General features: G+C 49.6%; 14 protein-coding genes. 6 read left to right on the forward strand and 8 right to left on the reverse strand.

Going from position 1 to position 24,693, the window contains the following annotated elements; translation table 11 throughout:
- Position 1 precedes the first annotated feature (1 nt).
- The 8 genes from LQ567_RS07675 to LQ567_RS07710 form a co-directional block, all read right to left on the reverse strand.
- Positions 2 to 3,421, reverse strand: coding sequence for a SusC/RagA family TonB-linked outer membrane protein (locus LQ567_RS07675; RefSeq protein ID WP_231003800.1), 3,420 nt, complete (start codon positions 3,419 to 3,421; stop codon positions 2 to 4).
- Between the two features lie 249 nt (positions 3,422 to 3,670).
- Positions 3,671 to 4,807 carry a FecR family protein gene (locus tag LQ567_RS07680; protein ID WP_231003802.1) on the reverse strand — a complete coding sequence of 379 codons (1,137 nt, stop codon included), beginning with the start codon at positions 4,805 to 4,807 and terminating at the stop codon, positions 3,671 to 3,673.
- Positions 4,808 to 5,070: 263 nt separating this feature from the next.
- Complete coding sequence (locus tag LQ567_RS07685) at positions 5,071 to 5,643, reverse strand: RNA polymerase sigma-70 factor (protein WP_231003804.1); 573 nt, start codon at positions 5,641 to 5,643, stop codon at positions 5,071 to 5,073.
- 268 nt (positions 5,644 to 5,911) lie between these two features.
- Positions 5,912 to 6,994, reverse strand: coding sequence for an SO2930 family diheme c-type cytochrome (locus LQ567_RS07690; RefSeq protein ID WP_231003806.1), 1,083 nt, complete (start codon positions 6,992 to 6,994; stop codon positions 5,912 to 5,914).
- A 54-nt stretch (positions 6,995 to 7,048) separates the two neighbouring features.
- Positions 7,049 to 8,341: a parallel beta-helix domain-containing protein gene (locus tag LQ567_RS07695; RefSeq protein ID WP_231003808.1), complete on the reverse strand. Its 1,293-nt coding sequence runs from the start codon at positions 8,339 to 8,341 to the stop codon at positions 7,049 to 7,051.
- Positions 8,342 to 8,358: 17 nt separating this feature from the next.
- Positions 8,359 to 11,115 carry a TonB-dependent receptor gene (locus LQ567_RS07700; protein WP_231003810.1) on the reverse strand — a complete coding sequence of 919 codons (2,757 nt, stop codon included), beginning with the start codon at positions 11,113 to 11,115 and terminating at the stop codon, positions 8,359 to 8,361.
- 81 nt (positions 11,116 to 11,196) lie between these two features.
- Entirely contained in the window at positions 11,197 to 11,799 is a 603-nt protein-coding gene (locus tag LQ567_RS07705) for a TetR/AcrR family transcriptional regulator (protein WP_231003811.1), read from the reverse strand.
- Between the two features lie 106 nt (positions 11,800 to 11,905).
- Positions 11,906 to 14,680 carry a substrate-binding domain-containing protein gene (locus LQ567_RS07710; protein ID WP_231003813.1) on the reverse strand — a complete coding sequence of 925 codons (2,775 nt, stop codon included), beginning with the start codon at positions 14,678 to 14,680 and terminating at the stop codon, positions 11,906 to 11,908.
- A 229-nt stretch (positions 14,681 to 14,909) separates the two neighbouring features.
- On the opposite strand from LQ567_RS07710, the gene LQ567_RS07715 reads away from it, so the two are divergent.
- The 6 genes from LQ567_RS07715 (at position 14,910) to LQ567_RS07740 (ending at position 24,276) form a co-directional block, all read left to right on the forward strand.
- A complete protein-coding gene (locus LQ567_RS07715; protein WP_231003815.1) occupies positions 14,910 to 16,244 on the forward strand; it encodes a sugar porter family MFS transporter in 1,335 nt (444 codons plus the stop codon).
- 45 nt (positions 16,245 to 16,289) lie between these two features.
- Entirely contained in the window at positions 16,290 to 17,207 is a 918-nt protein-coding gene (locus LQ567_RS07720; protein ID WP_231003817.1) for a carbohydrate kinase family protein, read from the forward strand.
- A gap of 29 nt (positions 17,208 to 17,236) precedes the next feature.
- Entirely contained in the window at positions 17,237 to 20,365 is a 3,129-nt protein-coding gene (locus LQ567_RS07725) for a SusC/RagA family TonB-linked outer membrane protein (protein WP_231003819.1), read from the forward strand.
- A 21-nt stretch (positions 20,366 to 20,386) separates the two neighbouring features.
- Positions 20,387 to 22,087 carry a RagB/SusD family nutrient uptake outer membrane protein gene (locus LQ567_RS07730; RefSeq protein ID WP_231003821.1) on the forward strand — a complete coding sequence of 567 codons (1,701 nt, stop codon included), beginning with the start codon at positions 20,387 to 20,389 and terminating at the stop codon, positions 22,085 to 22,087.
- A gap of 5 nt (positions 22,088 to 22,092) precedes the next feature.
- Entirely contained in the window at positions 22,093 to 22,626 is a 534-nt protein-coding gene (locus LQ567_RS07735) for a thioredoxin domain-containing protein (RefSeq protein WP_231003823.1), read from the forward strand.
- Positions 22,627 to 22,761: 135 nt separating this feature from the next.
- On the forward strand, positions 22,762 to 24,276 hold the full coding sequence (locus LQ567_RS07740) for a glycoside hydrolase family 32 protein (RefSeq protein WP_231003824.1): 1,515 nt from the start codon (positions 22,762 to 22,764) through the stop codon (positions 24,274 to 24,276).
- The last annotated feature ends 417 nt before the right edge of the window (positions 24,277 to 24,693 follow it).

The raw sequence follows: 24,693 nt of genomic DNA on the forward strand, positions 1-24,693 counted from the left end.
ATTAAAAGTTCATGTTTACTCCAAAGGAATAAGTCCGTTGGAACGGATAGGCGGCTTGTGGCCGGTTGCCATCTCCCAGCGATTCCGGATCCAGTTTTACTTTAATGTGTGAAATCTCAAAAATATTCTCCGCACTCACATAGAAACGTACTTTATCTAACCCGGCCTTTCTTAATAAAGTCTGCGGCAATGTATACCCCAGTGTTACGTTTTTCACCCGCATATAGGCCCCGTTCTGCAGGTAGCGTTTATTCGGAATACCCAACTGCTGATACCCGTCTTCGGCTGAATACGCCCGTACCGCCGGGAAATAAGCATCAGGATTGTCCGGTGTCCAGTAATCGCCGTTCTGCACCGTTGGGTTTGTCCAGGGTTGTGCAAATACGCCCCAGAAATAAATATTTGAAGCCCCGGGGTACCAGTCTCTTTTGCCGATCCCCTGCACAAAGATCCGGAGGTCGACCCCTTTCCAGCCTGCCGAAAGATCGGCGCTGTACGGAAGGCGGGCCCTGTTGTTTCCGATAATATGCATATCACCCGGATCATCTACGGTTTTCTTACCCATGTCTACTTTCCCGTCGCCGTTGCGGTCTGCAAACTTCGGGTCTCCGGGGTAGAATTTGTACGACTGATCATCGGTTCCCATAGCCGTTTGATTGGGTGAATTGGTAATATCCGCTGCGTCCTTGAAAAACCCGATAATGTCTGCTCCCCAGATCTCGCCGATCTCTCTTCCAACATAATTATTGCCAAAACTTCCACCCAATGATTTTGTGGGGTTGTCAAAGCGTGTGATCCAGGAACGGCTGTCGGCCAGTGTAAGGGCCAGGTTGTACCAGAAGGGAGAACCGGCCAACTCGCCGTTATCTCTCCAGTTCACCCGCAGCTCCCATCCTTTTGTTTTCAGATCGCCCGCATTTTCCTGGGGCACGGCCGTACCGAATACTGCAGGAAGCGTTTTACCTGCAATTAACATATCATTGGTATAACGGGTATACTTATCAAAATTAACAGACAGCCTGTTCCGGAGCAATGCCAGGTCGATACCAAGGTTTACCGTTGCAATACTTTCCCATGAAAAATTATCGGAAACGGCTCCCGGAGCATATACCGCCTGGGGTCTTCCGGTTCCTAAAATATAGCCCACCTGTCCGTTGCTCATCGTTGGAATATACCCGTATTCAGATACGGAGGCCTGGTTACCAAGTGTACCATACGAACCTCTCAGCTTAAACAGATCCAATGCCAGTGCCTGCTTCACCGGCTCAAAAAAGCGTTCCTGTGAAAGCACCCATCCCGCAGAAGCAGAGGGGAAGTATCCCCATCGCTTACCCGACGGAAAACGGGATGAACCATCATACCGGCTGTTCAACTCCAGCAGGTATTTTTCCCGGTAGTTATAGGCCAGTCTTGAAAACACACCCTGTACGGCCCAATCCCTGATGGTTTCATTATTGGTAACCGTTCCGGTAGATGTGGCTACTGAAGGCAGCGAGGGAGAGATCAACCCGGTGCGGCGGGTCCAGAAATTATTGTAATTAAAATATTCCTGGTTAAACCCTACCAGTGCCTGCAGGTAATGCGCTCCGAAATTTTTATGAAAATCGGTATAGATATTAAATACATTATACGCAGTGGTTGTATTTTCATCCTGGGCCCATGTGCCCGTATTGGCGAAGGTGTACTGAACGGGGTTATTCGGTCCTGTTTTATACGCTACCGGCACATCATACGAACGGATAAGACCCGAACCTCTTCTGAATGTTGCATCTGCATTAAAGTCCCATACATTTTCGATGAGCGCCGCCTTTGCCGAAAACGTAGTAAGAAATTCATTCAGCTTGTCTCTGCGGCGGCCGCCTTCCTGCAGCACGCCCAGCACGCTGGCACCGGCGCTTGTCCAGCTTCCATCAGGATTCTTCGGCACATCGAGGGAGTTGGTACGGTTCACGTTCCAGAAGAAATCCCCATCGAGGGAAACCGGCGCTTCATAATCGGTACTGGTCAGCAGGGTATTGTTTGAAAACCGCAGCCAGCGGGTTACATCAAAATCTATTTTGCCTCTTACATTATAGCGCTTATAGGTATCATTACCAAATTTCAGCAATCCATCCTGCCGGTAATAATCCCCGGAAAAATAGTAGCTCAGCTTATCCGAACGCTTGGAAATGCTCAGGTTGGCATTGTAGGTAGGTGCACTGTTGTTATAGGCTTCTTTCAACCAATCGGTAGATCCATAATAGGCCCAGTTATTGGCATTGGTGGGGCTAATAATCACGGCGGGCAATGAGGGATCCTCAGACCGTTTTTTTGCATATTCCCGGGCAGCTTCGGGGTAAAGATTGTATAACGGCTTTCCGGCCTCGTTCTTAATATCCATCACCTCATACGGATCGGTAATAAAATCCGGCAGTTTCCCCAATGAGCGGTAACCCACCATGGCGTTCAGCGCTACATTGAGCTTGCTGCCTTTGGCCTTCTTGGTGGTAATCAATACCACGCCAAACGAGGCCCGGGCGCCGTAAATAGCACCGGCTGCCGCATCTTTTAACACGGAAACCGTTTCCACATCATTGGGGTTGATGCGGGCTACCTCCGCCATCGTGTAGGGGATATTATCTACAATGATCAATGGGTCGCCACCATTGATACTGGTAAAGCCGCGGATATTGAAGTTGGGGTTGGTTGTAGCCCGTCCATTTGATATGGTGATATTCAGGTTGGGGATCAATCCCTGTAACCCCGCTCCCAGGTTGGCAATGGGCCGGCTCTCCAGTTGTTTGGAGGTGATCATATCCACCGCTCCGGTAAGGTTTACTTTCTTTTGTACGCCAAAACCCACCACCACGATCTCATCCAGGTTTTTATCGCCGGGTACCAGTTGTATATTGCCCAGGTCTGTAGCATTGATTTTTACCTCCCGAGTAATGTATCCCACATAAGAAAACTCCAGCGTACCGTTTTCCGGTGCATCAATAAAAAAACGGCCATCCTCGGCTGTAACCACTCCAACAGAAGTGCCCTTGATCCGGATGCTTACACCAGCAAGCGGCCTTCCGCCCTCCCCTGTTACCTGGCCGGTAACCCGTTGATCGGCGATCGTAAGGCGGGCCGGATCAGCGGCATCCCGCTTTTTTATAATCACTACCCGGTCCCTGATCTCGTAGGTCACCGGCTGATCCTTGCAAACCGCGTCCATGGCCTCTTTCAGCGAAACATTGGAAACGCTGACCGTTATGGGTTTGGCATTGCGTAAATGCGATTTTACATAAAAGAAATTATATCCGGTTTGCGTGCGGATATCTTCCATTACTTTTTCAAAGGAAGCATTGCGTGCCGAAAGGCTTAGCCGCTGGGCATAGCCGCCGGCACTTACCTGCAAAAAGCAAAGCAGCAGCAGGCAGGAAAACACCTTTCTCATCAATAAGACACGGCTCCCGGGCCGGGTGCCGGAACATCCCGTTTTGTTATTAAAACACATACGATTCATTTTAAAACATTAGTTAATTGTAGTAGTGATGCGCCGCGTTGATATCCGCTGCGCTGTTTCTGGCATTGAAAAAATCGCAAACGATCCCCTATGCCGCTGGTTAAGTGCAGTACCTGTCCATACGCCTGGTTTAATAATTATGAATAAATGTCAATTTTTTGAAGCCCCGACGGCGCACCATCAGGTCCGGGTTACATAGATTTTCTTCCCGTCGATACGGAAGGAAAACAATCCCGTGGCTTCCATGATCCCCAGCACACCGGATACGTTCTGAAAGCGCGACATAGCGCCTTTCATTTTATCCAATGGCATATCGCCCTCATAAATCACCTGTACATCATACCAACGTGCTACCTTGGTCATGATCTCGTATACATTCTCATCGTTAAATTCAAAATAACCGTTCTTCCAAGCAACAGAAGCGTCTGCGTTCACCTTTGAAATGGCAACTACACCCCTGCGATCTACCTTTGCCTGCTCCCCGGGTTTTAATGTTTGCCGCCCGTTGATTTTTACAGACCCTTCAAGCAGTGTGGTTCTTGCTTCCGGTTCGTCTTTATAACTGCTTACATTGAAATGCGTGCCGAGTACTTTTATATCCTGCCGCCCGGAGTGTACAATAAAGGGTTTGCGGGCGTCCTTGGCCACTTCAAAATAGGCTTCACCTTCCAGCTCCACTCTCCGTTCCTTTAACCCGTTAAAATTCACCGGGAACTTTAATGATGTGGCGGCGTTCAGCCAAACTTTTGAACCGTCGGGCAGGATAATGCCGTATTGCTGGGCCCGGGCCGTGATCAGCGTATTAAAGGCGCCGCCCGCAGCAGCCGGATGATTTGCCGGAGCGGAAACCGCCAGCTGATAAACCAAGGTGCTATCTGTTGTTTTGGTGATCACTGTTCCTTTCTGATCGGCCAGCTTTCCGTTACCGGCTTCCGAAAGCAGGATACGACGACCATCAACCAGCACCAGCGTAGCCATATTAGTACCGGGTGCAATATCGGGATGCGGCGCAGCAACTATCTCCGGCCCTTGCTTCCGGGAGGGATGCATCCACCGGATCACACCGGTTAAACAGGCCGCAAATACAACTGCAGCCGCTGCAATACGGAGCCAGGATTTCAGCGGAGGTATCTTCCGGTCTATTCTCCGGTTGATTTCCCGGAACATTTGCTGCTCCTTCGCAGGAAGATCAGCCGTATCCGCTTCGTCCTCCTGCTGCTGATTGCACCAGGCATTGTAAACCCGGAGATCCTCAACAGAAGCATTGCCCTGTTCGATGCGCTGAATGATCTTTATAAGTTCCTCCTGGTTTACCATATTTAACGGGCATTTGGCTGCTCCTATATTAAAGAGACATCACCGGATCACATCCCCCAAAGACATTTTAACTTTTTTTTTGCGGCAACAAAAAACGATAGCAGCAAGGCATCATTATACCCGGATATTGCAACCGGAAGCCTATATTAAAGAGGCGATTCAATACCCGGTATCACGGGCGGTGCAGTAAAATTTTGAAGGTACCCCTGCCTGCAGTCCAAGGCGGGGCTGCGATTTCCATTAATAGGTTATCGGAAAATCCGCTAGAGAAAAACACTCCAGAAGGACATTTTGCCCAGGTGTAGCTTTAGTTTTTTCAGCGTAATGGTCATCTGGTTTTCAACCGTTTTTTCGGCAATACCCAGGCGGGCCGCAATTTCCTTATTGCTCAGGTACTGCTCTCTGCTTAACTGATAAATTTCCCGTGCCCGTTGCGGCAGGGTATTTACAAAATCATGAATAGCGGCTTTCAGCTCTTTGATCTCAATGTCTTCTTCCAGCCGGGCTGCCTCTGCAACCGCCTGTTTTGCAAATGCCTGGTTCAGGATCGCCGTTCTCCTCTTGCTGGATAAGATCACTCTTGTAAGCTTATATTTTACAGCCGCCATCAGGTAGGCTTTTAAGCAGGTGATGTTCAGTTTGTCATGATTCACCCATAACCATACAAATATATCCTGCAATGCATCCGTACATTCCTCCTCGTCTTTCAGGATGTTAAATGCATAGCGGTACAGCTGGGAAACATAACGGGAATAGATGGCATTGAACGCCGCCCGGTCCCGTTCTTTCAGCAACCCCGTCAATTCCTCATCACTATATTGCCTGTAATCGATCATGATAAAATTTTACCCCGGTAGAAACCAGGAAGCGGTATGAAATACATTGCAATAATATTACATCCAGTTACGCCATCGTTTAAAATCAAATTATATTTATATTAAGTCCGGGAGCTACTCCTTTGGATACGCGGTCTATGCGTATCTTCAGCAATCATCCTCTCCATCAGCAAAACGGCAGCAAGCAACCTGGTCTTTCCAATCCCTAAGCGATATTAGCAGAAAATATTGATATGACATTGAACTTTGGCGTGCAAACGGTTGCACGCTATTTTGCAGTCCGTTTCGGCATGGCATTGATCCAGTCCACTATCAGCTTTACACCTTCCTTGTGGATCACGGTACGCGCCAATTCGGGCATGGCCGTTCCCGGTTCCGTACTACTCATCCGGTAAGCTAAAATGGAATGTGTCGCATCTCCGGGAACCAGGTCATAGTTGAGGCCGCCGGCACCACCACCGGCTGATACCGGTGATTTTAAAATACCCAATGCCTGCGGATCCTTTTGCTCATATTCAAGGAACAGGCCGGTGTTATAGGCATCTCCTGAACGGGTATGACAATGCGCGCAATTCACATCCAGATACGCACGCGCCCGCTGCTCCAGGGTATAATGCTGCGCATCATTCCAGGCGGGCAGCTGCTCTACAGTGCTTACATCGGGCACACCGGTAATCATATGGCGGTTCACCCAATCGGCCAGCTGGTTGCTGCCTAAAAATGCGGGTGAAAAATTCAGGTTCCGGGCCTTGGGGCCTATCGGCATTAATGCCCCCTCCTGTGTATGACACCGTTTGCAGTCGTTGGTATTGGGCACCTGGTATATGGTAGAAACCGGCACCTGCCGGTCGTCGAGAAACCGGATGGGCACCCGGGCTCCCGTAATATGTTTTACCGCATCGGTCTGTTCTTTATTCCATAAATAATTCATCACCTTCCATTCATGATCGGCCGGATCTTTTACCAACAGGCGTGTTTCAATCATCACTTTCTGATGTTGCTCATTGGTATAGGCAAAGTTCTTAATAATAACGGTTGCGTCCGGAAACTGAAGCGGCCCCCGGGAAACATAATGCATCTGGCTGTCGCCAGGCAATACAATAAACCGGTCTTTGACGGTATAATCGGTAAACAAGGGCGTATGCAATTCGTAACGCACCACACCGCTATTGGGCACCAGTTCTTTAATCGCGCCTTTAAAAAAACCGTAGTCGGAGAGCTTGTTCTTAAATTCAAAGCCTGTTTGGCGCGGGGCATCACTCCCGGTTGACGGTTTCCCCTTACACTGCTGCAGCAGCAACATTCCAAAGCCGGCGAGTATACCCGCTGCTATCATCTGATATGTACGCATGGTTCGTAAGAACATTTATATTGATAATACTTATTGCACGGTCCCTCCTGAAGATTATTTACAAATAAAGGCGGCCATATCCGTGGATGGTTTCCAGAGCGCCGGTTTTTCTATGTTTAAAAAATCGGCGTTTACAAACAAATTATCACCGGCTTGTGCAATGCAAATACTGTCTGGGTTAGCCGCTGTTCCCTTTGTGAGCAGGTTGGTAGAAATGCCGTCATACATGATCAGGGGAATGCGTTTGTTCTTTCGCCCGGGGTCCTGCTGATTCAGTTGCTGCTCAATGCCCATTAGCAATTTTCCGATATGATGCAGGGCTGCCGGCCCGGGAAATGCAGGTCCCATTTCCAGTGTATTTTCATAAATACGGATATGCTTTGATACCGGAAAATACTGGTCATTGATTTTATCCGGTGTTTCACCAACAGCAAAGCCGGAAGCAATGGTAATGGCAGATGAATTGTTATTGATGACCCGGTTGCGGTAAAGCTCCACATTTGAAGTGGCCAATATGATGATACCGCTTCCGGGGGCCGCGTTTCCTACCCCCCAGGAGGTACCAAAGCTGCCGGCCTTTGCAAAATTGATGCGGTTATTATCGTGCAGATAATTATCATATGCCTTTACATGTCCGCCCCTTTGCGACAGCCCGGGCAGATCAAATACCAGGAAGCCGGCCGTATTATCGTAAAACTCGTTATTGTATACCTCAGCATTTGTTGTATTTTCAATTTCGCAGCCAGCTACATTTTTAGCCGCCTTACAATGCCGCACCACGGCGCTGTCCGACTGGCCTATATAGATACCGGCATCCGACGCGCCTTCTGCATAACAATTTTCTACCAGTATTTTTTTACAGAGTACCGGGTAGATGGCATAGCCTCCGCTGGTGGAATCGGAGGTTTTCCAGATGGCATTCAGTTCCCGCACCACTATATCCCGGCTTTTATTGATCTTCAACAGATCGCCCCTGGAATCCCGGATCGTCATGTCTGATATGGAGAACCCGGTAACATCGGTAATACGGATCCCCTCGCCCCCCTGGGATTGTGCGGAAAAATCGAGGATCGTCTTGTCCCTTCCCTCACCCTTAAGCTGTACCTGTTTGGCCTTTACAATACTTAAATTATCGAACTTGTACAATCCGGCTTTCAGCAGGATGCTGGTACTATCCCTGATCGTGAGCAGGGCTTCCAATACCCTGGCTTCCTCCCCGGGCTTAAAAGTCAGCTCATGAATATAGGCCTCCTGTGTTTCTTTTTCCGTGTTGCCGTTGCAGGAAACAAGCACTGCCAGCACCAGAATGCAGAGGCCATACCAATTATTTTTGAAGATGCGGTTCATTATACGAGGTTTTTGTTTTAAAAAATATTATAGGCAAAAGTAGCGTAGTAAACGGCCCCGATAGCGGGGTTGGCGATACCTGTGGAATAATAGCGGTTGGTGATATTGGTACCGCCGATGCGTATGCCGGAATGCGCTTTTATAAGCTTATAACTGATCTGCGCATCCACAACCGCGGAAGCCGGAACCGTGCCCTGGGCCAACCCTCCGGATACCACGTAAAAATAACCAGGCTTATACCGCAGTGCGGTATTAAATGACCATTGTTGCTTTTTCCCCAGGCCGCTGTTTGCAAATTCCATATTGATATGGTAATGCGGCGTATTAAAATTATTCACCTGGCTGTTGTTCCGGTTTTTAAGGTAATCCGAATAATAGTTCACTTTTGCCAGGAAGTTGTGACTCAGATCTACACTTACACTGGCGGCATAACCATAGGTATTTACCCGCTCGCCTCCGTTAAACGCAATATTATACTGGGTGTACTTGCTGTGATCTTTAAAGGCCTCCGGGTTCTGCGTACCGGGTGTATTGGCTACGTTCGCATACCCGATAAAGTTCTTCCACTGGGAATAATAGCCCAATACATCGATGAGTACCCGCTTGCCGATCAACGCGGCATAACCCAGTTCAAAGGCATCTACGGACTGGGGTTTGATATCGTTGTATACAAACCGTTTTAATGCCGACGGATCACCGGATTGCTGGTAGGCCTGCACACTTTCAAGTGTATAAGGCGGATACTGGTCGAATTTATATTTGCCATTCAGCAGGAAAGAAGAACCGCCGGAAGAATAACTGTTATACCCATTCAGGGTATTTTGTAGCGCCTGTATATTGGAAGGGAAGCTATATGCATTCTGGTAAGAAAAGCGGATATAATGTTCCGGCGCCGCCTCAAATACCAGGGAGGCTCTGGAGGTAACACGGGGTTCCTTAAACAGGGTATTTTTATCATAGCGGAACGAAGCGGCGGCACTCAGCCGTTCCTGCAACATCTTTTTCGACAGCTGCACATAACCACTGTATTCGTTTACATCAATGGGTTTGTCATCATCCGGGAAAAGCGTATTCCGGCTATTGAGGTTGTATAACCGCCAGTTGGCACCGGCAATGATATTAACAAAGGGAATTAAACCGGCGAAATTATACTGCGCCTCGGTATTGTACAATTTGCTGCGGTCCAGGAACAGGGTGCCGCCTTCAGAGATCGGTGTGCCGGAGATGCTGGTTTTTAACGCTTCAAATTCCGGTGTACCCGGTACCAAACGTCCCTGGTCAGCCGCTGCACGGGCGGCCAGGTGTGCGTCGGTGAGGGCAGCGCCACCCGCCAGTGCTGTCAGCAGCCCCATCGTATATTGCGGATACCAGCCATCCTGGGTGGCCTCGTCATAGCTGGGCTTCCATCCCTCATTTATGTACTGCGCCGTTGGCCCAGCTATTAAGGTTTTACCGGAGTTTTCCTGGGTGGTGTAACTGCGCACAAACCATTTATCGCCCCGGGCTTCCAACCGGTATTGCCCTACTTTAAAATCCTTGATCTGGTAGCGGGTATCGTTGGTATATACAACGCTCCCCGTTCCAAAAGTACCGGATGCGATAAGCTGTGTTTTGGGCGTGATAAAATACCGGATCTCCGCATTGGTTTTTAAAAGCCGGGCATTATTATCCAGGTAGCCGTATTCCGCATAACCGGTACGGGCTACATAGTTGGAGTGCTGTAACAAGGGATCAATGAGCGGAGCCAGCGACGCATCCATTCCGCGGGCCGCTTCCAGGAACGGATTGATATCTACAGACGTAGCTCCGCCATAGAAATTCGGGCTGTTATAATTCGGATCTGTAAACCGGTTTCCCGGGCCGTTTTTATTGGCCGTATCGGTAGCCACCCAGTCTTTTGCCTGTGTATACTGGATGTTTACTTTAAACGCCAGCTTTTCATTGACCTTCTTTGCCCAACGCAGCGTCCAGTCATAATAAGGGGCCGCTCCAACAGGGTCATTGCTTTTGTTATTCTTAATATGATTTACACCCTGCGTCACCAGCAGGCTCAGCCCCTGGTATTTGAAGGGGTCCTTACCCGTCATCACCATCGTTCCGTTCAAACCACGGGAGCCGTATAAGGCGGAAGAAGCACCGGATAGCAATTCAATATTATCTACATCCAGCTGTGTAAGCCCGATAGCGGAGCCCAATGGAAAATTAAGCCCCGGCGCCTGATTATCCATTCCATCCACGATCTGGGTAAAATTGGTATTGCCGCTGGTATTAAAACCGCGGGTGGTTACGCTGGTAAATCCCAGGCTGGATACCGTTACATCTACGCCCTTCAGCCCCTGCATCATATCCATATAATTTAGTTGAGGGGAATTGGCGATATCTTTACTGCTGAGCTGTTCGATGGTTACGGGCGAGGTTAGTTTCCGTTGCCGGGTACGACTGGAAGACACCACTACTTCCGACCCCAACACAGAGGCTGGGTTCAGCACTATTTCCAATGGCTGCCGGGCATCCGACACTACTACTTCTCGGGGTTCGAAGCCTACAGAAGACAAGAGCAACGTAAGCGGCAATGCCTTATGCGTGCGTAGTTCAAACCGCCCGCGTTCATTGGTGTAGGTGCCCTCCGAAGCGTTCCGGATGCTTACCGAAACCGCCGCCACCGTTTCTCCCGCAACCGTACTTTTTACCACCCCTTTAATGGTTTGTTGCGCCCGGGATGCCTCCGCCAGCCACAGCTGGAATACAAGACTCAGCAGTAAGATTTTTCTCATAGCCCTTATGATTAATGAACAATTAAAAACAGCATCGGTATTACATCCCGCGTCGTCACCGTTTCAGCACCACGGCCACTCTTATTTTTTCAGTCCCTGGAAAATAAGAGCGATCAACAATTTCATATCCTGAAGACTCCGCGCATAGTCGATATCAGCCTCTCTTTTCAGAATGGCTTTTTGCTCTACACTGTGCTTCAGCGCATCGCTGATATTGATGAGCACAGAAGCCAGCTTTACGGGGTTCGCCTGCACCAGTTCACCCGTGCTCATCGCCTTCCGGATCAGCTCCGACAGGAATAGTTTTTCCCGGTTCATCAGCGCATCATACAGCTCAAAAAAGCGCGGCAGGATTTTGTTCAGGGTATCGGTAGACACCCGGTTCATATTCAACACCTTTTTATAGTAGTTGAAACGGGCCTGCATATAATAGGCCACCTGGCTTTCGATGCCCTTTTTTTGCTGCACTTTTTCCTGCAATGCAAGAATATAATCCTCCCCTTCCCTCAAAGCAGTTTCAATAAAAATATCTTCCTTATTCTTGTAATAATAATACAGCGACGCCTTGTTCAGGCCAACCGTTTGTGCAATATCCTCCAGCGTAGTTTTGTCGAGACCAAATTTTTCAAAGCACTGCATAGCGCCCTTTCCGATCTGCTTTTTAACCAGGTCCCGTTTGTTCATATAGTAGATCTTTGAGACTAAGATAATTTAATTTTTCAAACAAATCATTAAAATAGTTGAAAAATTTTGTACACGGAAAATGGATAACAACACTGGCAGGCTGCGTTTACCAAATACTGCCAAACTGGTCTTTATAGGCCTTGGGTGTTTCCCCGGTAATTTTTTTAAAGGAGGTTGAAAAATAGGAAGGGCTCGAAAACCCGGTCTGGTAGGCAATTTCGGCAAATGAGAGACCACCCTGCCGGATCAGGTAGCGGGCTTTCTGAATGCGTTGGTTCAGGATGTATTCATTAACGCCCATCTGCAGCGACGGCTTCACTTTGCGGTACAACTGGATTTTTGAAAGGCCCAGTTCCCGGCAAAGATCCTGTACGGAAAAATGTTCATTGGCCAGGTTTTTTTCAATGACCGCATTAAAATCGGCAAGAAAGCGTTTTTCACTTTTACCACCCGCCGGCTGTACTTCTTTAGGAATAGCCGTAGTAAGATGTGTTTTCAGGTGCTGCCGGTTCTGCAGCAATCCGCGAATGGTTTGTTCCAGTACATCGATCCGGAACGGCTTCACGAGGTAGGCATCCGCATTCGTCCGCAACCCTTCCAACCGGTTATCATCGGTTGTTTTTGCGGTCAGCAATACGATGGGGATATGGGCGGTACGGATATCGGCCTTGAGCACGTTGGTCAGTTGCAGGCCATCCGTATCCGGCATCATAATATCAGACAATACCAGGTCCGGAAATTCTTCAAACGCCTTGCGAATGCCCTCGCTCCCGTTTTTTGCTGTAATGATATGATAGGTCCCCTGCAACTGTTCTGTAAGAAACCGGCGCAGATCGTCGTTATCTTCCACCACCAGGATACTTCCGGTACGGTCCTGTTGAGCCGCTGTATCCGGCACTTCCTGCAATGTAACCGGTGCCGCGCTGTGCTCCATTTGAAAACTTTCCACCCATGCAGGCATATGCGGCTGGTATCCGGACGGATCTGCCTTTAATACGCCCGGCGCCTGTAACCATGCATCCCCCAACGGTAAGGCGATCACAAATACGGCACCACGGTGCTTTTCACTTTCCACATGAATCGTTCCTTTATGCAGTTCTACCAGCTCTTTTGAAAGCGCCAGCCCCACTCCGCTTCCGTTCTGGTTGCGCACATTGCCCTGGTAAAAAAGCTCAAACAACCGTTCCTTTTCTTCGTTGCTAAGTCCCGTACCTGAATCGGCTACTTTTATAAGTGCCGTTTGCCCGTCCGGCTCCAGCGTTACATGTACATGTCCGCCATCCGGTGTAAATTTGAAGGCGTTTGAAAACACATTGAACAATACCTTTTCCATCTTTTCAAAATCGATCCAGCACATCAACCTGGTTTCCCTGGTAAGCAGGCGGCAATCGATGTTCCGCTGCCGGGCCAGGCCTTCAAAGGATTGCAGCAACTCATTTACAAACAATACCAGGTCTGTTTCCTGCACGCGGAGGGTCATCTTGTTCAGCTCCAGTTTACGGAAATCCATCAACTGGTTTACCAGCAACAGGAGGCGGGAGGCATTTTTCCGGATCAGCGAGAATGATTCCCGCAGGTAGGCAGGTGTGCGCGTATTCCGCAAGGCCTCTTCTGCGGGCGCAAGGATCAATGTTAACGGCGTCTTCAGCTCATGCGATACATTGGTAAAAAAGTTTAGTTTCTGCTCGGTGGCTTCCTGTATCTGCTGCGCCATTTCATTCAGCTGCTCGCTTTGCGAACGGATCTCATTGTTTTGTGTACGCAGCAATTTATATGCCCGGATATTTTTCCTCCGGAGATAGATGAGCAGGCAGGCCAACATCAATAACAGGATCAGGGTTCCCAAAAGGACTCCGATCAGGTTCTTTTGCGTGCGGAAGGTTTTTGCCTGGCTTTTCAGCAGGAGGTCCTGCCGTACAATATCTTTCTGCTGGGCGATCACCTTATTAAACTGTTGTTGCAGCATCACCACATTGGTGCTGTCTACGATAATCGTTCTCAAAAAATCGCGTTTGGGCACTTCCTGTTTATGCAGGATCCGGGCCGCCGCCCGTATTGCTTCACCGCCGCCTGTCGGGTACAGCACAGAAGCCAGGAGGGTTTTGTGCTCTACGAATGTCAACCCGGTTCCGGGCTGTGCATCCACCCCAATGATGCGGATACCGGGAAAGCCCAACTGCCGGCAAATAGTGGCGGCCGTATTGGCCATTACATCATTATGGGCAAAGATCAGCTGTGTATTCCGGAGTTGGTCCGTTAACGCCGGCAATTGTTGTTGTACGCTTCCTTCCAGCCAGTCGCCCCGGATCACCTGCACGTTTATCTGCGGGAAAGCGGCCATTGCATCTGCAAAACCCTTTTCCCGTTGCCGGGCAGGTGTAGATGACTGCAATCCGGTGATTTCAATAATCGATCCTTTCTGACCCAGGAAATCTGCCGCATAAGTGCCCGCCAGCCGGCCCACTTCTATATTGTCTGCCCCGATAAAACTGGTGTAAGAACCCGAATTAATATTCCGGTCTACCGTGATCACCGGAATACCACTTTTATATACACTGTCGATGATGGGCGTAAGCGGGGATGCTTCATTGGGTGATACGATCAGCAGATCGATCTTTTTTTTCACCAGCTCCCGGATCTGCTGAACCTGGGTTTGGCTGTTATAACCGGCCTGCCGGTAAATGATCCGCAGATCGGGGTTAAAGACCAGCTCCCGGTCCATTTCCGCCTTCATCTCCTTCCTCCAGGCATCCGCATCTCCCAGTTGCGAAATCCCTATCACCAACTGCCGTTGCTGTTGCCGCATACAGCCGGCAAACAGGAGCAGGATCAAAAAAATGACCAGATTTCTGCCCATTGCAATCGTTTTTGGGAGTATCATGATCCAAATTTAACAGGAAGCGGGTACAATATTGAAATTTGTTGATACAATATCTAAAAGCACCGCCTTCAATTTTATCCAATCAAATCTTCAATGAATTGATAATCAAAATAAAAAATCAATGCCTGCCGATTTTAAAATTTTTAAAAGGAATTGATACGAATTCAAAACAGAACCGGCACTGTGGCATGCTATTTTCACTGCACAATTTAACAACAACGATCAGCATATGAAAAGTAAACTTTTGTTCTGGAGTATCGTCATCGCCCTTGGAGGTCTTTTATTCGGGATGGATGTGGCGGTTATTTCCGGCGCCGAACAACAAATACAAAAGGTATGGCAACTCAGCGATGTGCTTCATGGCCAGGCGCTGGCAGCGGCTTTATATGGTACCATTATCGGTGCACTGTTTGGCGGTGTACCGGCCGAACGCTATGGCCGGAAAAAAGTATTGCTCTGGATCGGGATCGCGTTTTTTATAGCCTCAGTAGGCTCGGCCCTTGCACATGATGTGGTTACATTTATGCTCTTCCGCTTCCTGGGAGGTTTGGGTGTGGGCGCCTCTTCTGTAGTGGCCCCTATGTTCATTTCGGAGATCGCCCCTGCAAAAAACCGGGGCAAACTGGTGGCCACCTTCCAGTTCAATATCGTTTTTGGGATCCTGCTGGCCTACTTATCCAATTATTTACTGAGCGGACTGGGCGATATCGCCTGGCGCTGGATGCTGGGAATCCTGGCCCTGCCCGCAGCACTTTTCGTAGCACTATTATCACTGGTACCCGAAAGCCCGCGCTGGTTAATGGTGCATAAAAACGACTATGCCGGAGCCCGGAAGATCCTGGAAGTATCGGATCCGGAAGGTGTAGAAGAAGCGATCCGTTCAATACAGCAGGACGTGGAGGAAGACCGCAAAAAAGCCAGCCTTTCTGTTTTCTTTTCCAGGCGGTTTATAAAGCCCATCATCATGGCCACACTGGTTGCCCTGTTTAACCAGTTATCCGGCATCAACGCTATTATTTATTTTGCCCCCCGGGTTTTTGAACTGGCAGGGCTGGGGAAAAGCACGGCTTTTTTACAAAGTGCCGGTGTAGGGTTGGTGAACCTGGTATTTACCATGCTGGGACTTTACCTGATCGACCGCCTGGGTCGTAAAAAATTAATGCTTATCGGCTCACTGGGATATATTGTTTCACTGGGTGCTATTGCCGCCGCCTTTTATTACCAGTACCTCGGCGGCATGATCGTGCCCCTGCTGGTGTTTATGTTTATAGCCGCACACGCCATTGGGCAGGGCGCAGTGATCTGGGTATTTATTTCAGAAATCTTCCCCAACCAGGTACGTTCGTATGGCCAATCCCTGGGCAGCTCCGTACACTGGGTAATGGCGGCCATTATCACCAGTGTATTTCCCTTCTTTGCCAATAACCCCGCTATTGGCCCTGCAAAAATCTTCCTCTTCTTTATGCTCATGATGATCCTGCAACTGCTATGGGTACTATTTAAAATGCCCGAAACCAAGGGGGTTTCGTTAGAGGAAATGGAGCGAAAACTGGGTCATCACTAATCGCGCTCCTTATTTACATCACTGTTTAAAAAATAACCGACTGTTATGCTTCGTAATACCGAAAAGGGAATCGTATGCTTTGGCGAGATCCTCTGGGATGTGCTGCCCGACCGTGAACTGCCGGGTGGTGCCCCCATGAATGTAGCCTACCATTTAACCAAACTGGGGCATCCCACCAGCCTTATTTCCCGGCTGGGCAACGATGAACGCGGCCACCGGCTGCGCGCCATACTCGAAGGCCGGCAGCTGGATACGGGTTTTGTTCAAACCGATGCGCACTATGGCACCAGCGTGGTAATGGCCACACCAAATGAAGCCGGCGATATGAAATACGAGATCGTTGAAAATGTAGCCTGGGATTTTATTGAGCTGCAGCCCCTGCATGCCACCCTCATCGCTAACGCCCGGTATTTTATATTCGGAAGCCTGGCCACGCGCAACGTGGTATCCCGGAATACGCTTTTCCAGCTGATGGATATTCCCTGCCGGAAGGTGCTGGATATTAACCTCCGGGCGCCGTTTATCAATAAGGAACTGCTGGAGTACCAGCTTCACAAAATCCAGGTGCTGAAGATGAACGAAGAGGAACTGAACCTGGTAGCCGGCTGGTATGGCCGCCTGGATCGCATTGAAGACAGGATGCAATTGCTGCAGGACCGGTTTCATATCGAAACGCTGATCGTTACCCGTGGTGCAAAAGGAGCCGTTGTAAATTACAATAACCGCTTTTATGCACATCAGGGCTTCAAGGTGAAGGTAGCCGATACCATCGGCAGCGGCGACAGCTTCCTGGCAGGCTTTCTTTCAAAATTTATTGAGGGCACACCCATCGATGCCACACTGGCCTATGCCTGTTCGGTGGGTGCCTTTGTGGCCACCCGCGAAGGCGGCTGTCCGGATTATGATGTGGGCGCCATTGAAGCCGCTTTTCACCCGACAACAAGTTCGCAAAAAAAAATCTGATTGTTTTAAACCTACTAACAAGTGTCAATATGAAACAAATTCTCACATTTATTTTATCCTGCATTGCAGGAATGAGCGTTGCCCAACAAATAACGGTAACAGGAACCGTTCGGGGCAAAAGCACGCAGGAGCCGGTTTCCGGGGTTACCATTAAAGCCGCCAACAGTATCGTAATAACGGACACTGCCGGGCGTTTCAGCATTCATACCGCAGTTAACGGGCAGCTCGCTTTCAGCCATGTGAGCATGAAGCCACTTACCCTTACCGTAGCCAATGCCAGCAGCCCGCTGCTTGTGGAAATGGAAGAGCTGGTAGGACTGGGCCAGCAGGTGATCGTGGTGGGCTATTCCACCCAGCGAAAACAGGATGTAACCGGGTCCGTAGCGGTAGTGGATCTAAGCCCGGTAAAAAATACCAGCTCCGGCAATACCATGCAGGCGTTGCAGGGACGTGTAGCCGGGTTGTATATTGAAAAGGACGGATCACCCAATGGTGCCAACAGCCGTATCCTGATCCGTGGCGCCAATACCCTGGGCAATACCGATCCGCTGTATATCATCGACGGCGTACCCACCACACGCCCGGAAGTATTCCAGAACCTCAACCCTGCCAGCATTGCATCGGTGCAGATCTTAAAAGATGCGTCCGCCGCTTCCATCTATGGATCTCGGGCCTCCAACGGAGTGGTGATCGTTACCACCAAGAACGGCGGCAATACCGAGGGCCGGGTCAACTTTCAACTCAACACCAGCCTGTCGGCCCAGTCTGAAAAATATGCCCGCTATAAAATGCTGGATGCCGTTGGCCGTGGCAAGGCCCTTTGGCAGGCATCCGTAAATGACCGCATTAACCCGGTGGATGCCTATGGCGAGATTTACACCTTCGACTGGAATAATAATTTCGACAACCCCGTGCTGAACAATGTTGCTCCCAAACCCTTTGTAGGGGGCGACCCCAATGTTCCGGTTGGGAACACCGACTGGCAGCACGTAATGTATAAAACCGGATACGTTTCCAATACCACGCTCACGGCTTCCGTTGGCAACAGGAATTCCTCCATGGAGATCAACCTGGGGTATCTTAAAAACACGGGCATGCTGCGGTATACCGGATACGACCGGCTGAGCGGGGGCATCAGTGCCATCACCCGTGCATTTGACAATAAACTCACATTTGGGGTAAACTTCAACATCGCCAATTCCGATGAAACCCTGGCCACAAAAGACATCGGCGGCTCCCCTACAACCTTCCTTGCGGTAACACTGGCCCCAACCATACCGGTATATAAAAAGGATGGAACCACTTTTGCCGGCCCGGTAGGCGGCGGTTATTCCGACCGCAATAACCCGTTGCATATGCAGTACCTGGCCCGCTGGAACAATGCCAACCGCCTGAGTGCATTTGGAAATGTGTTTGCCGAAATACAACCGGCAAAAAACCTGTTCTTTAAAACAAGTATCGGTTCCGACAATGCATTCTTCAAAAGCAAGGTAATAGAACCCTCCTTTAATGAATATGCCCCCAGCCGCGGCACCAACAGTCTTACGTTTGATGAAAACCGGTATACCAGCATTACATTTTCCAATACGCTGCGCTACAATTTAAACCTGGGAGAAAGCCGCTTTAAATTCCTGGCAGGTGCAGAATATATAAAAACCGATCTCGATACCCGGTATACCCGTAAAGAAAATTTCAGTTTACAAACCGAAGATTATTTTACACTGGATGCGGGCACCGGTAAAACAACGGCTCTGGGAAGGTCTACAGGTAACCGGCTTTTTTCACAGTTCGGCAGAATCGATTACAGCTACGCAGACCGGTACCTGGCGGCACTTACGGTAAGACGAGACGGGTCTTCCCGCTTCGGATCCGAGAACCAGTATGGTATTTTCCCCGCTGCTTCACTAGGATGGCGGCTGGATAAAGAAGCGTTTATGCAAAACAATGCGCTGTTCTCCGAGCTGAAATTAAGAGTGGGCGCCGGCCGCGTGGGCAACCAGCAGATCGGTGACATCGCACGGTTCCTCCTGTTTGCAACCCGTTATGGCACCACGCAAAATGAACTGACGCCAGGCTTCTGGGAACAATATATGAACATCGGTACTGCCTATTCCCTCTCCGGAGCCAATACCGGCGCGCTGCCCTCCGGTTTTGCACAAATACAGGCTGCCAATGCAGCCTTAAAATGGGAAACCACTGATGAGATCAATGCCGGTATCGATTTCTCTATTCTAAAAAATACGATATACGGCTCCTTTGATTATTTCACCCGCAATACCACCGGTATCCTCATCATCCCTCCCGTAGCATCGGCGTTGGGAGAAGGAAAACAACGGCCCGTTAACGGTGCTTCCAAAACCAATAAAGGCTGGGAATTTGTACTGGGTTACCGCGGCGACCGCTCCGCCGATATCGGATATAATGTACAGCTGAATCTTGCGCATTTCCGCGACCAGATCACCGAACTTCCCGAAGAAGTGCGGCCGGCCTACCCCGGCAATGTGGAAAATACGATCATCGGTCATTCCCAGTTCGACATTTTCGGATACAAGACGGCCGGACTGTTCCAGTCGCAGGCCGAAGTAGACGCCGCACCCACACAGGTGGGCGCCGGCCCCGGCCGCATCCGTTATGTAGACATCAATAACGATGGAATGATCGATGACAGGGACCGCACCTGGATCGGAACTACCTTACCCAAACTGGAGTATGGGGTGCGCGTGGATCTCAACTATAAAAAGTTCGATGTTTCTGTATTTGGATCGGGCGTAGCCGGACGCAGGGGATATGACGGCTATACCGACTTCAACAACCTGATGAAGAGCCGCGAGAACGTTGGTCCCGGTGTACTGGACGGATGGACCCCGCAGCACACCGATACCGATATCCCAGCATTAACGCTCAAGGACAATAACAATGAGCGACGCACTTCGGACTATTTTATCGTTAGCACTTCTTACTTCAAACTACGGAATTTACAGGTGGGATATACCATTGATCCCCGCAAATTCTTTACAAGGGTACGGTTCTTCCTGATGGGCGAAAACCTTGTAACCATGAAGAACAAAAAATACCTGAGCCCCGATCCTGAAAGGATCTCCATGGATCCGATACCGGTTCCGCGTACGTTCACATTCGGTGTTAATGCATCCTTTTAATACAATTCAAAAAACATAAATATGAAGCATATCATTATCATAGCGATGCTTTTTATGGCGGCCTTTACCTCCTGTAAAAAAGCATTGGATTACACACCCAAAGGGTACCTGGTAGCTGAGGATATCAGCGGACCGGAAGCCATTGAAGGATTGGTTACGGCCGCCTATGCCGCCATCGGCAACGGCGACATGATTGGCCCCATCTATAGCAAATGGGCATACGGCGGTGTGCGTTCGGATGATTGTTACAAGGGCGGTGGCGGCACCGGCGATGTGGGTGAAGTAGACGCGATGGAGCACTACAACCTGGTGGTGCCCACCATGGACGCCTTTGTATCCCGGACCTGGAAGAATCTTTTTAAATCCATTTCAAGAGCCAATGCGGGTTTGCGGGCTGTAAATGCAGCCGACGAGGCCAGCTTTCCCAATAAAAAAATCCGCCAGGCCGAACTCCGGTTCCTGAGGGCACACAGTTATTTTACCATGAAGCTCCTCTATAAGAACATTCCCATTTTCGACGAAAATGCAACGGACGCCGACATCCTGAAAACCGCCAACGATCTTGGCAATGATGAATCCTGGAACCGGATTGCCGCCGATTTCCAGTTCGCCGCCGACAACCTACCGGAAGCACAGGCAGAAAAAGCAAGGGCCAATAAGTACGCTGCGCAGGCCTACCTGGCTAAAGTAAAATTATACCAGGCGTACGAACAGGATACCCGGCACCAGGTAACGAAGATCAATACTACCCGGCTGCAGGAAGTGATCACCTTAACCCAATCGGTGATCGGTTCCGGGAAATACCACCTGAGTACGGATATCGCCGATAATTTTTTACCCGAAACGGAGAATGGCCCCGAATCGGTATTCGCCATCCAGTTTACCATTAACGACGGCACTACAACCGGCCGGCTGAACTTTGAAGACGGACTGAACTACCCCCATGGTGCACCTCAATATGGCTGCTGTGGATTTTACGCGGCCAGCCAGAACCTTGTAAATGCGCATACCACGGACGCAAACGGGCTGCCCAATTTCAATACCTTTAATAACAGTATTGCAGATTTGAATACAGCTACTGTTGATCCGCGTTTGGACCATACGGTGGGCATTGACGGGCACCCTTATAAATACGACCCTTCCAAACCCTTTAGCAACAGCTGGGTTAGAGACCCCGGTGTATACGGTAATTTTCATACCATGCGCAACCAGCAGCTGGCCACAAGCGCCTCCTACCTGAAGCAGGGACCATTTATGGGCTCCGCAAAGAACTACGATGTGATCCGCTTTGACGACGTATTGCTGATGCAGGCCGAAGCCTATATTGAGCTGGGACAACAGGATAAAGCCCTGCCCATTATTAATGATATCCGGAAAAGAGCCGCAGCCAGTACGGGCCGGCTCAAGAAGCAGGACGGAACCTTTCCCTCCAAATACCGGATCGGTGAATACAGCAGCACCGGGTGGACGCAGGATTATGCCCGCAAAGCCCTGCAATGGGAACGCAGGATGGAGTTTGCAACCGAAGGTGACCGGTTTTTTGACCTTGTACGATGGGGTATTGCAGAATCCGTTTTAAACGGCTATCTTGCAACAGAGAAGCTAAGAAGACCCTTCCTGACAACGGCTAAATTTACAGCCGGACGGGATGAGTACCTGCCCATACCACAATCAGAGATCACTTTTACCAAAGGCCTGTACAAACAAAACCCGGGGTATTGATCCTTATGATGTATCCAACAGCTAAAAGAAGTAACCGCTATAAAGCAAGGCCTGCTCGCTGCCGGACCGGGTTCAGCATACTGATCCTGCTCCTGGCAGCAGCGCTGGCCGGCAATGCACAGGGGAAAAAGCTTCCGCCATTTCAGATGGTACAGGCAAACGGACAACTGTTTAAAGCACAGCAGCTGCCCATGGGCAAACCCATACTGCTGGTGTATTTTTCGCCCGGTTGCGATCATTGCGAAAAGCTGGTACGGCAAATGCGGCAACACCAGGCACCGCTGGCAAGGCTATCGGTGGTCCTGATCACCTACTGGCCCGTAAAAGAGGTGGCCGCATTTGTAAAACAATTTTCACTGCAGCAATATCCCAATTTTTATACAGGCACCGAAGGCAATACGTTCTTTGTAAGGAACTATTATCATCTTGAGCAATTACCCTTCATGGCCTTATTTACAAAAAACGGCGATCTGGTAAAACAATACCATTCGGAGCACGGATGGAACGATTTATTACAACAAATTAAAAACCTGAAATGAGGAAGGGCCAGTAGAATGGTGAACGGTCAATGGGGAACAGATGTTGGCTTTCGATTCACTACTGACTATTCACTACTGACGATTCACCATTCCCCCTTCACGATCACAACACTTCACCTTTAATACAACCATAATATGCGATACCACAAATATTTAATCACCCTTGTAGCGGCACTGGTTTTGGCGCAGGGCATCACCGTTGCCCAGCAAAATGGCGAACCGCACCGTCCCCAGCTTCATTTTACGCCCAAAAAAGGATGGATGAATGACCCCAATGGTATGGTATTCCTCAATGGCAAATACCACCTGTTCTTCCAGCATAATCCCAATGCTACCGTATGGGGCCCGATGCACTGGGGCCATGCCACGAGTACCGACCTGGTACACTGGAACGAGCTTCCCATTGCCTTATACCCCGATTCACTGGGAACCATCTTTTCCGGCAGCGCCGTGATCGATGTAAACAATACGGCAGGCTTTGGCAAAAATGCGATGGTAGCCATTTATACCAATCACAGTCATGAGGGCGAAAAAGCAGGCACGGATAAATTCCAGAACCAAAGCATTGCCTACAGCCTGGATGAAGGTAAAACCTGGACCAAATACAAAGGCAACCCGGTGCTCAGGAACCCGGGCATCCGCGACTTCCGGGACCCAAAGGTTTCCTGGTATGCGCCGGGCAAAAAATGGATCATGACGCTCGCAACACTGGATCATATCACCTTCTATTCTTCTCCCGACCTGAAAACCTGGAAAGAAGAAAGCCGGTTTGGCAAAAACACCGGCGCACACGGCGGCGTATGGGAATGCCCCGACCTGATTGCATTTAATGACAACGGCAAACTGGTTTGGGTACTGATCGTTAACCTCAATCCCGGTGGCCCCAATGGCGGTTCTGCCACCCAGTACTTTACCGGCAGCTTTAATGGAAATACGTTTACACCCAACGACACCACCATCAAATGGCTGGATTATGGTCCGGATGAATATGCCGGCATTACCTGGAGTAACACCGGCAACCGCAAACTGTTTCTCGGATGGATGAGCAACTGGCAGTATGCAAACGTAGTACCCACGAAGAACTGGCGGAGCGCCATGACCCTGCCCCGCGAGCTGGGTATTAAAAAGATTAACGGGCAATACGTTGTTGTATCAACGCTGGCCAAAGAAGTAGATGCGGTTACCCGTCCTTTAAAAACTGTCCCCCATGTACAGGTAGCCGATCATTATGAAGTAGTAAAAGCTTCAGGCAATGCCGATGGCTTATTCCGGCTCGATCTGAGCGGACTTCCCGTAACCGATTTTTCCATTGCACTCACCAATACAAAGGGTGAAGCCGTAATCGTTGGCTTTGATAGAACCGCCAACCAGTTCTATATTGACCGCACCCGCTCCGGTGCAACGGATTTTGAAAAAGGCTTTGCAAAAAAACATGTGGCGCCAAGAATTGCCACTAATAGCAACCTGAACCTTACCATTGCCGGGGATGCCGCATCGCTGGAACTGTTTGCAGACAACGGGGCAACGGTAATGACCAGTATCTTTTTCCCTTCGGAACCCTTATCCGGCATTACGATAACAGCACCCGGCAACCTGCAGATAAAAAATTTAAAATACAGTACGTTTGTACAAAATGCTCAGAAACGCTAAGAATGATTTGCAACACTCTTTGTACTCCTTGCAGCTCAGCTTTCAACCGCAAGGGGTGCAAAGGGAAGCGCAAGGTGCGTAACGTTCTGTTCCCCGCTCCGCAGCATTTCATCGCGACCTTCACGTATTCTTCGTGCCCTTCGCGGTTCATGTTTTACCACAAGGTCCGCCAGGGGTTCGATTTTAACCGCCAGGAATGCACGGGAAGCGCGCAAAGTGCGCAGCGTCCTAAACCCCCGCCCCGCAGCATTTCATCGCGACCTTTGCGTATTCTTCGCGCCCTTCGCGGTTCAGTTTTACTGCAAGGTCCGCTAAGGGTTCGATTTTAACCGCCAGGAATACACGGGAAACGCAAGGTGCGCAATGTTCTGTTCCCTGCTCAGCAGCATTTCACCGCGATCTTCGCGTGTTCTTCGC

This window comes from Niabella pedocola, assembly GCF_021044425.1.
Classification (GTDB): domain Bacteria; phylum Bacteroidota; class Bacteroidia; order Chitinophagales; family Chitinophagaceae; genus Niabella; species Niabella pedocola.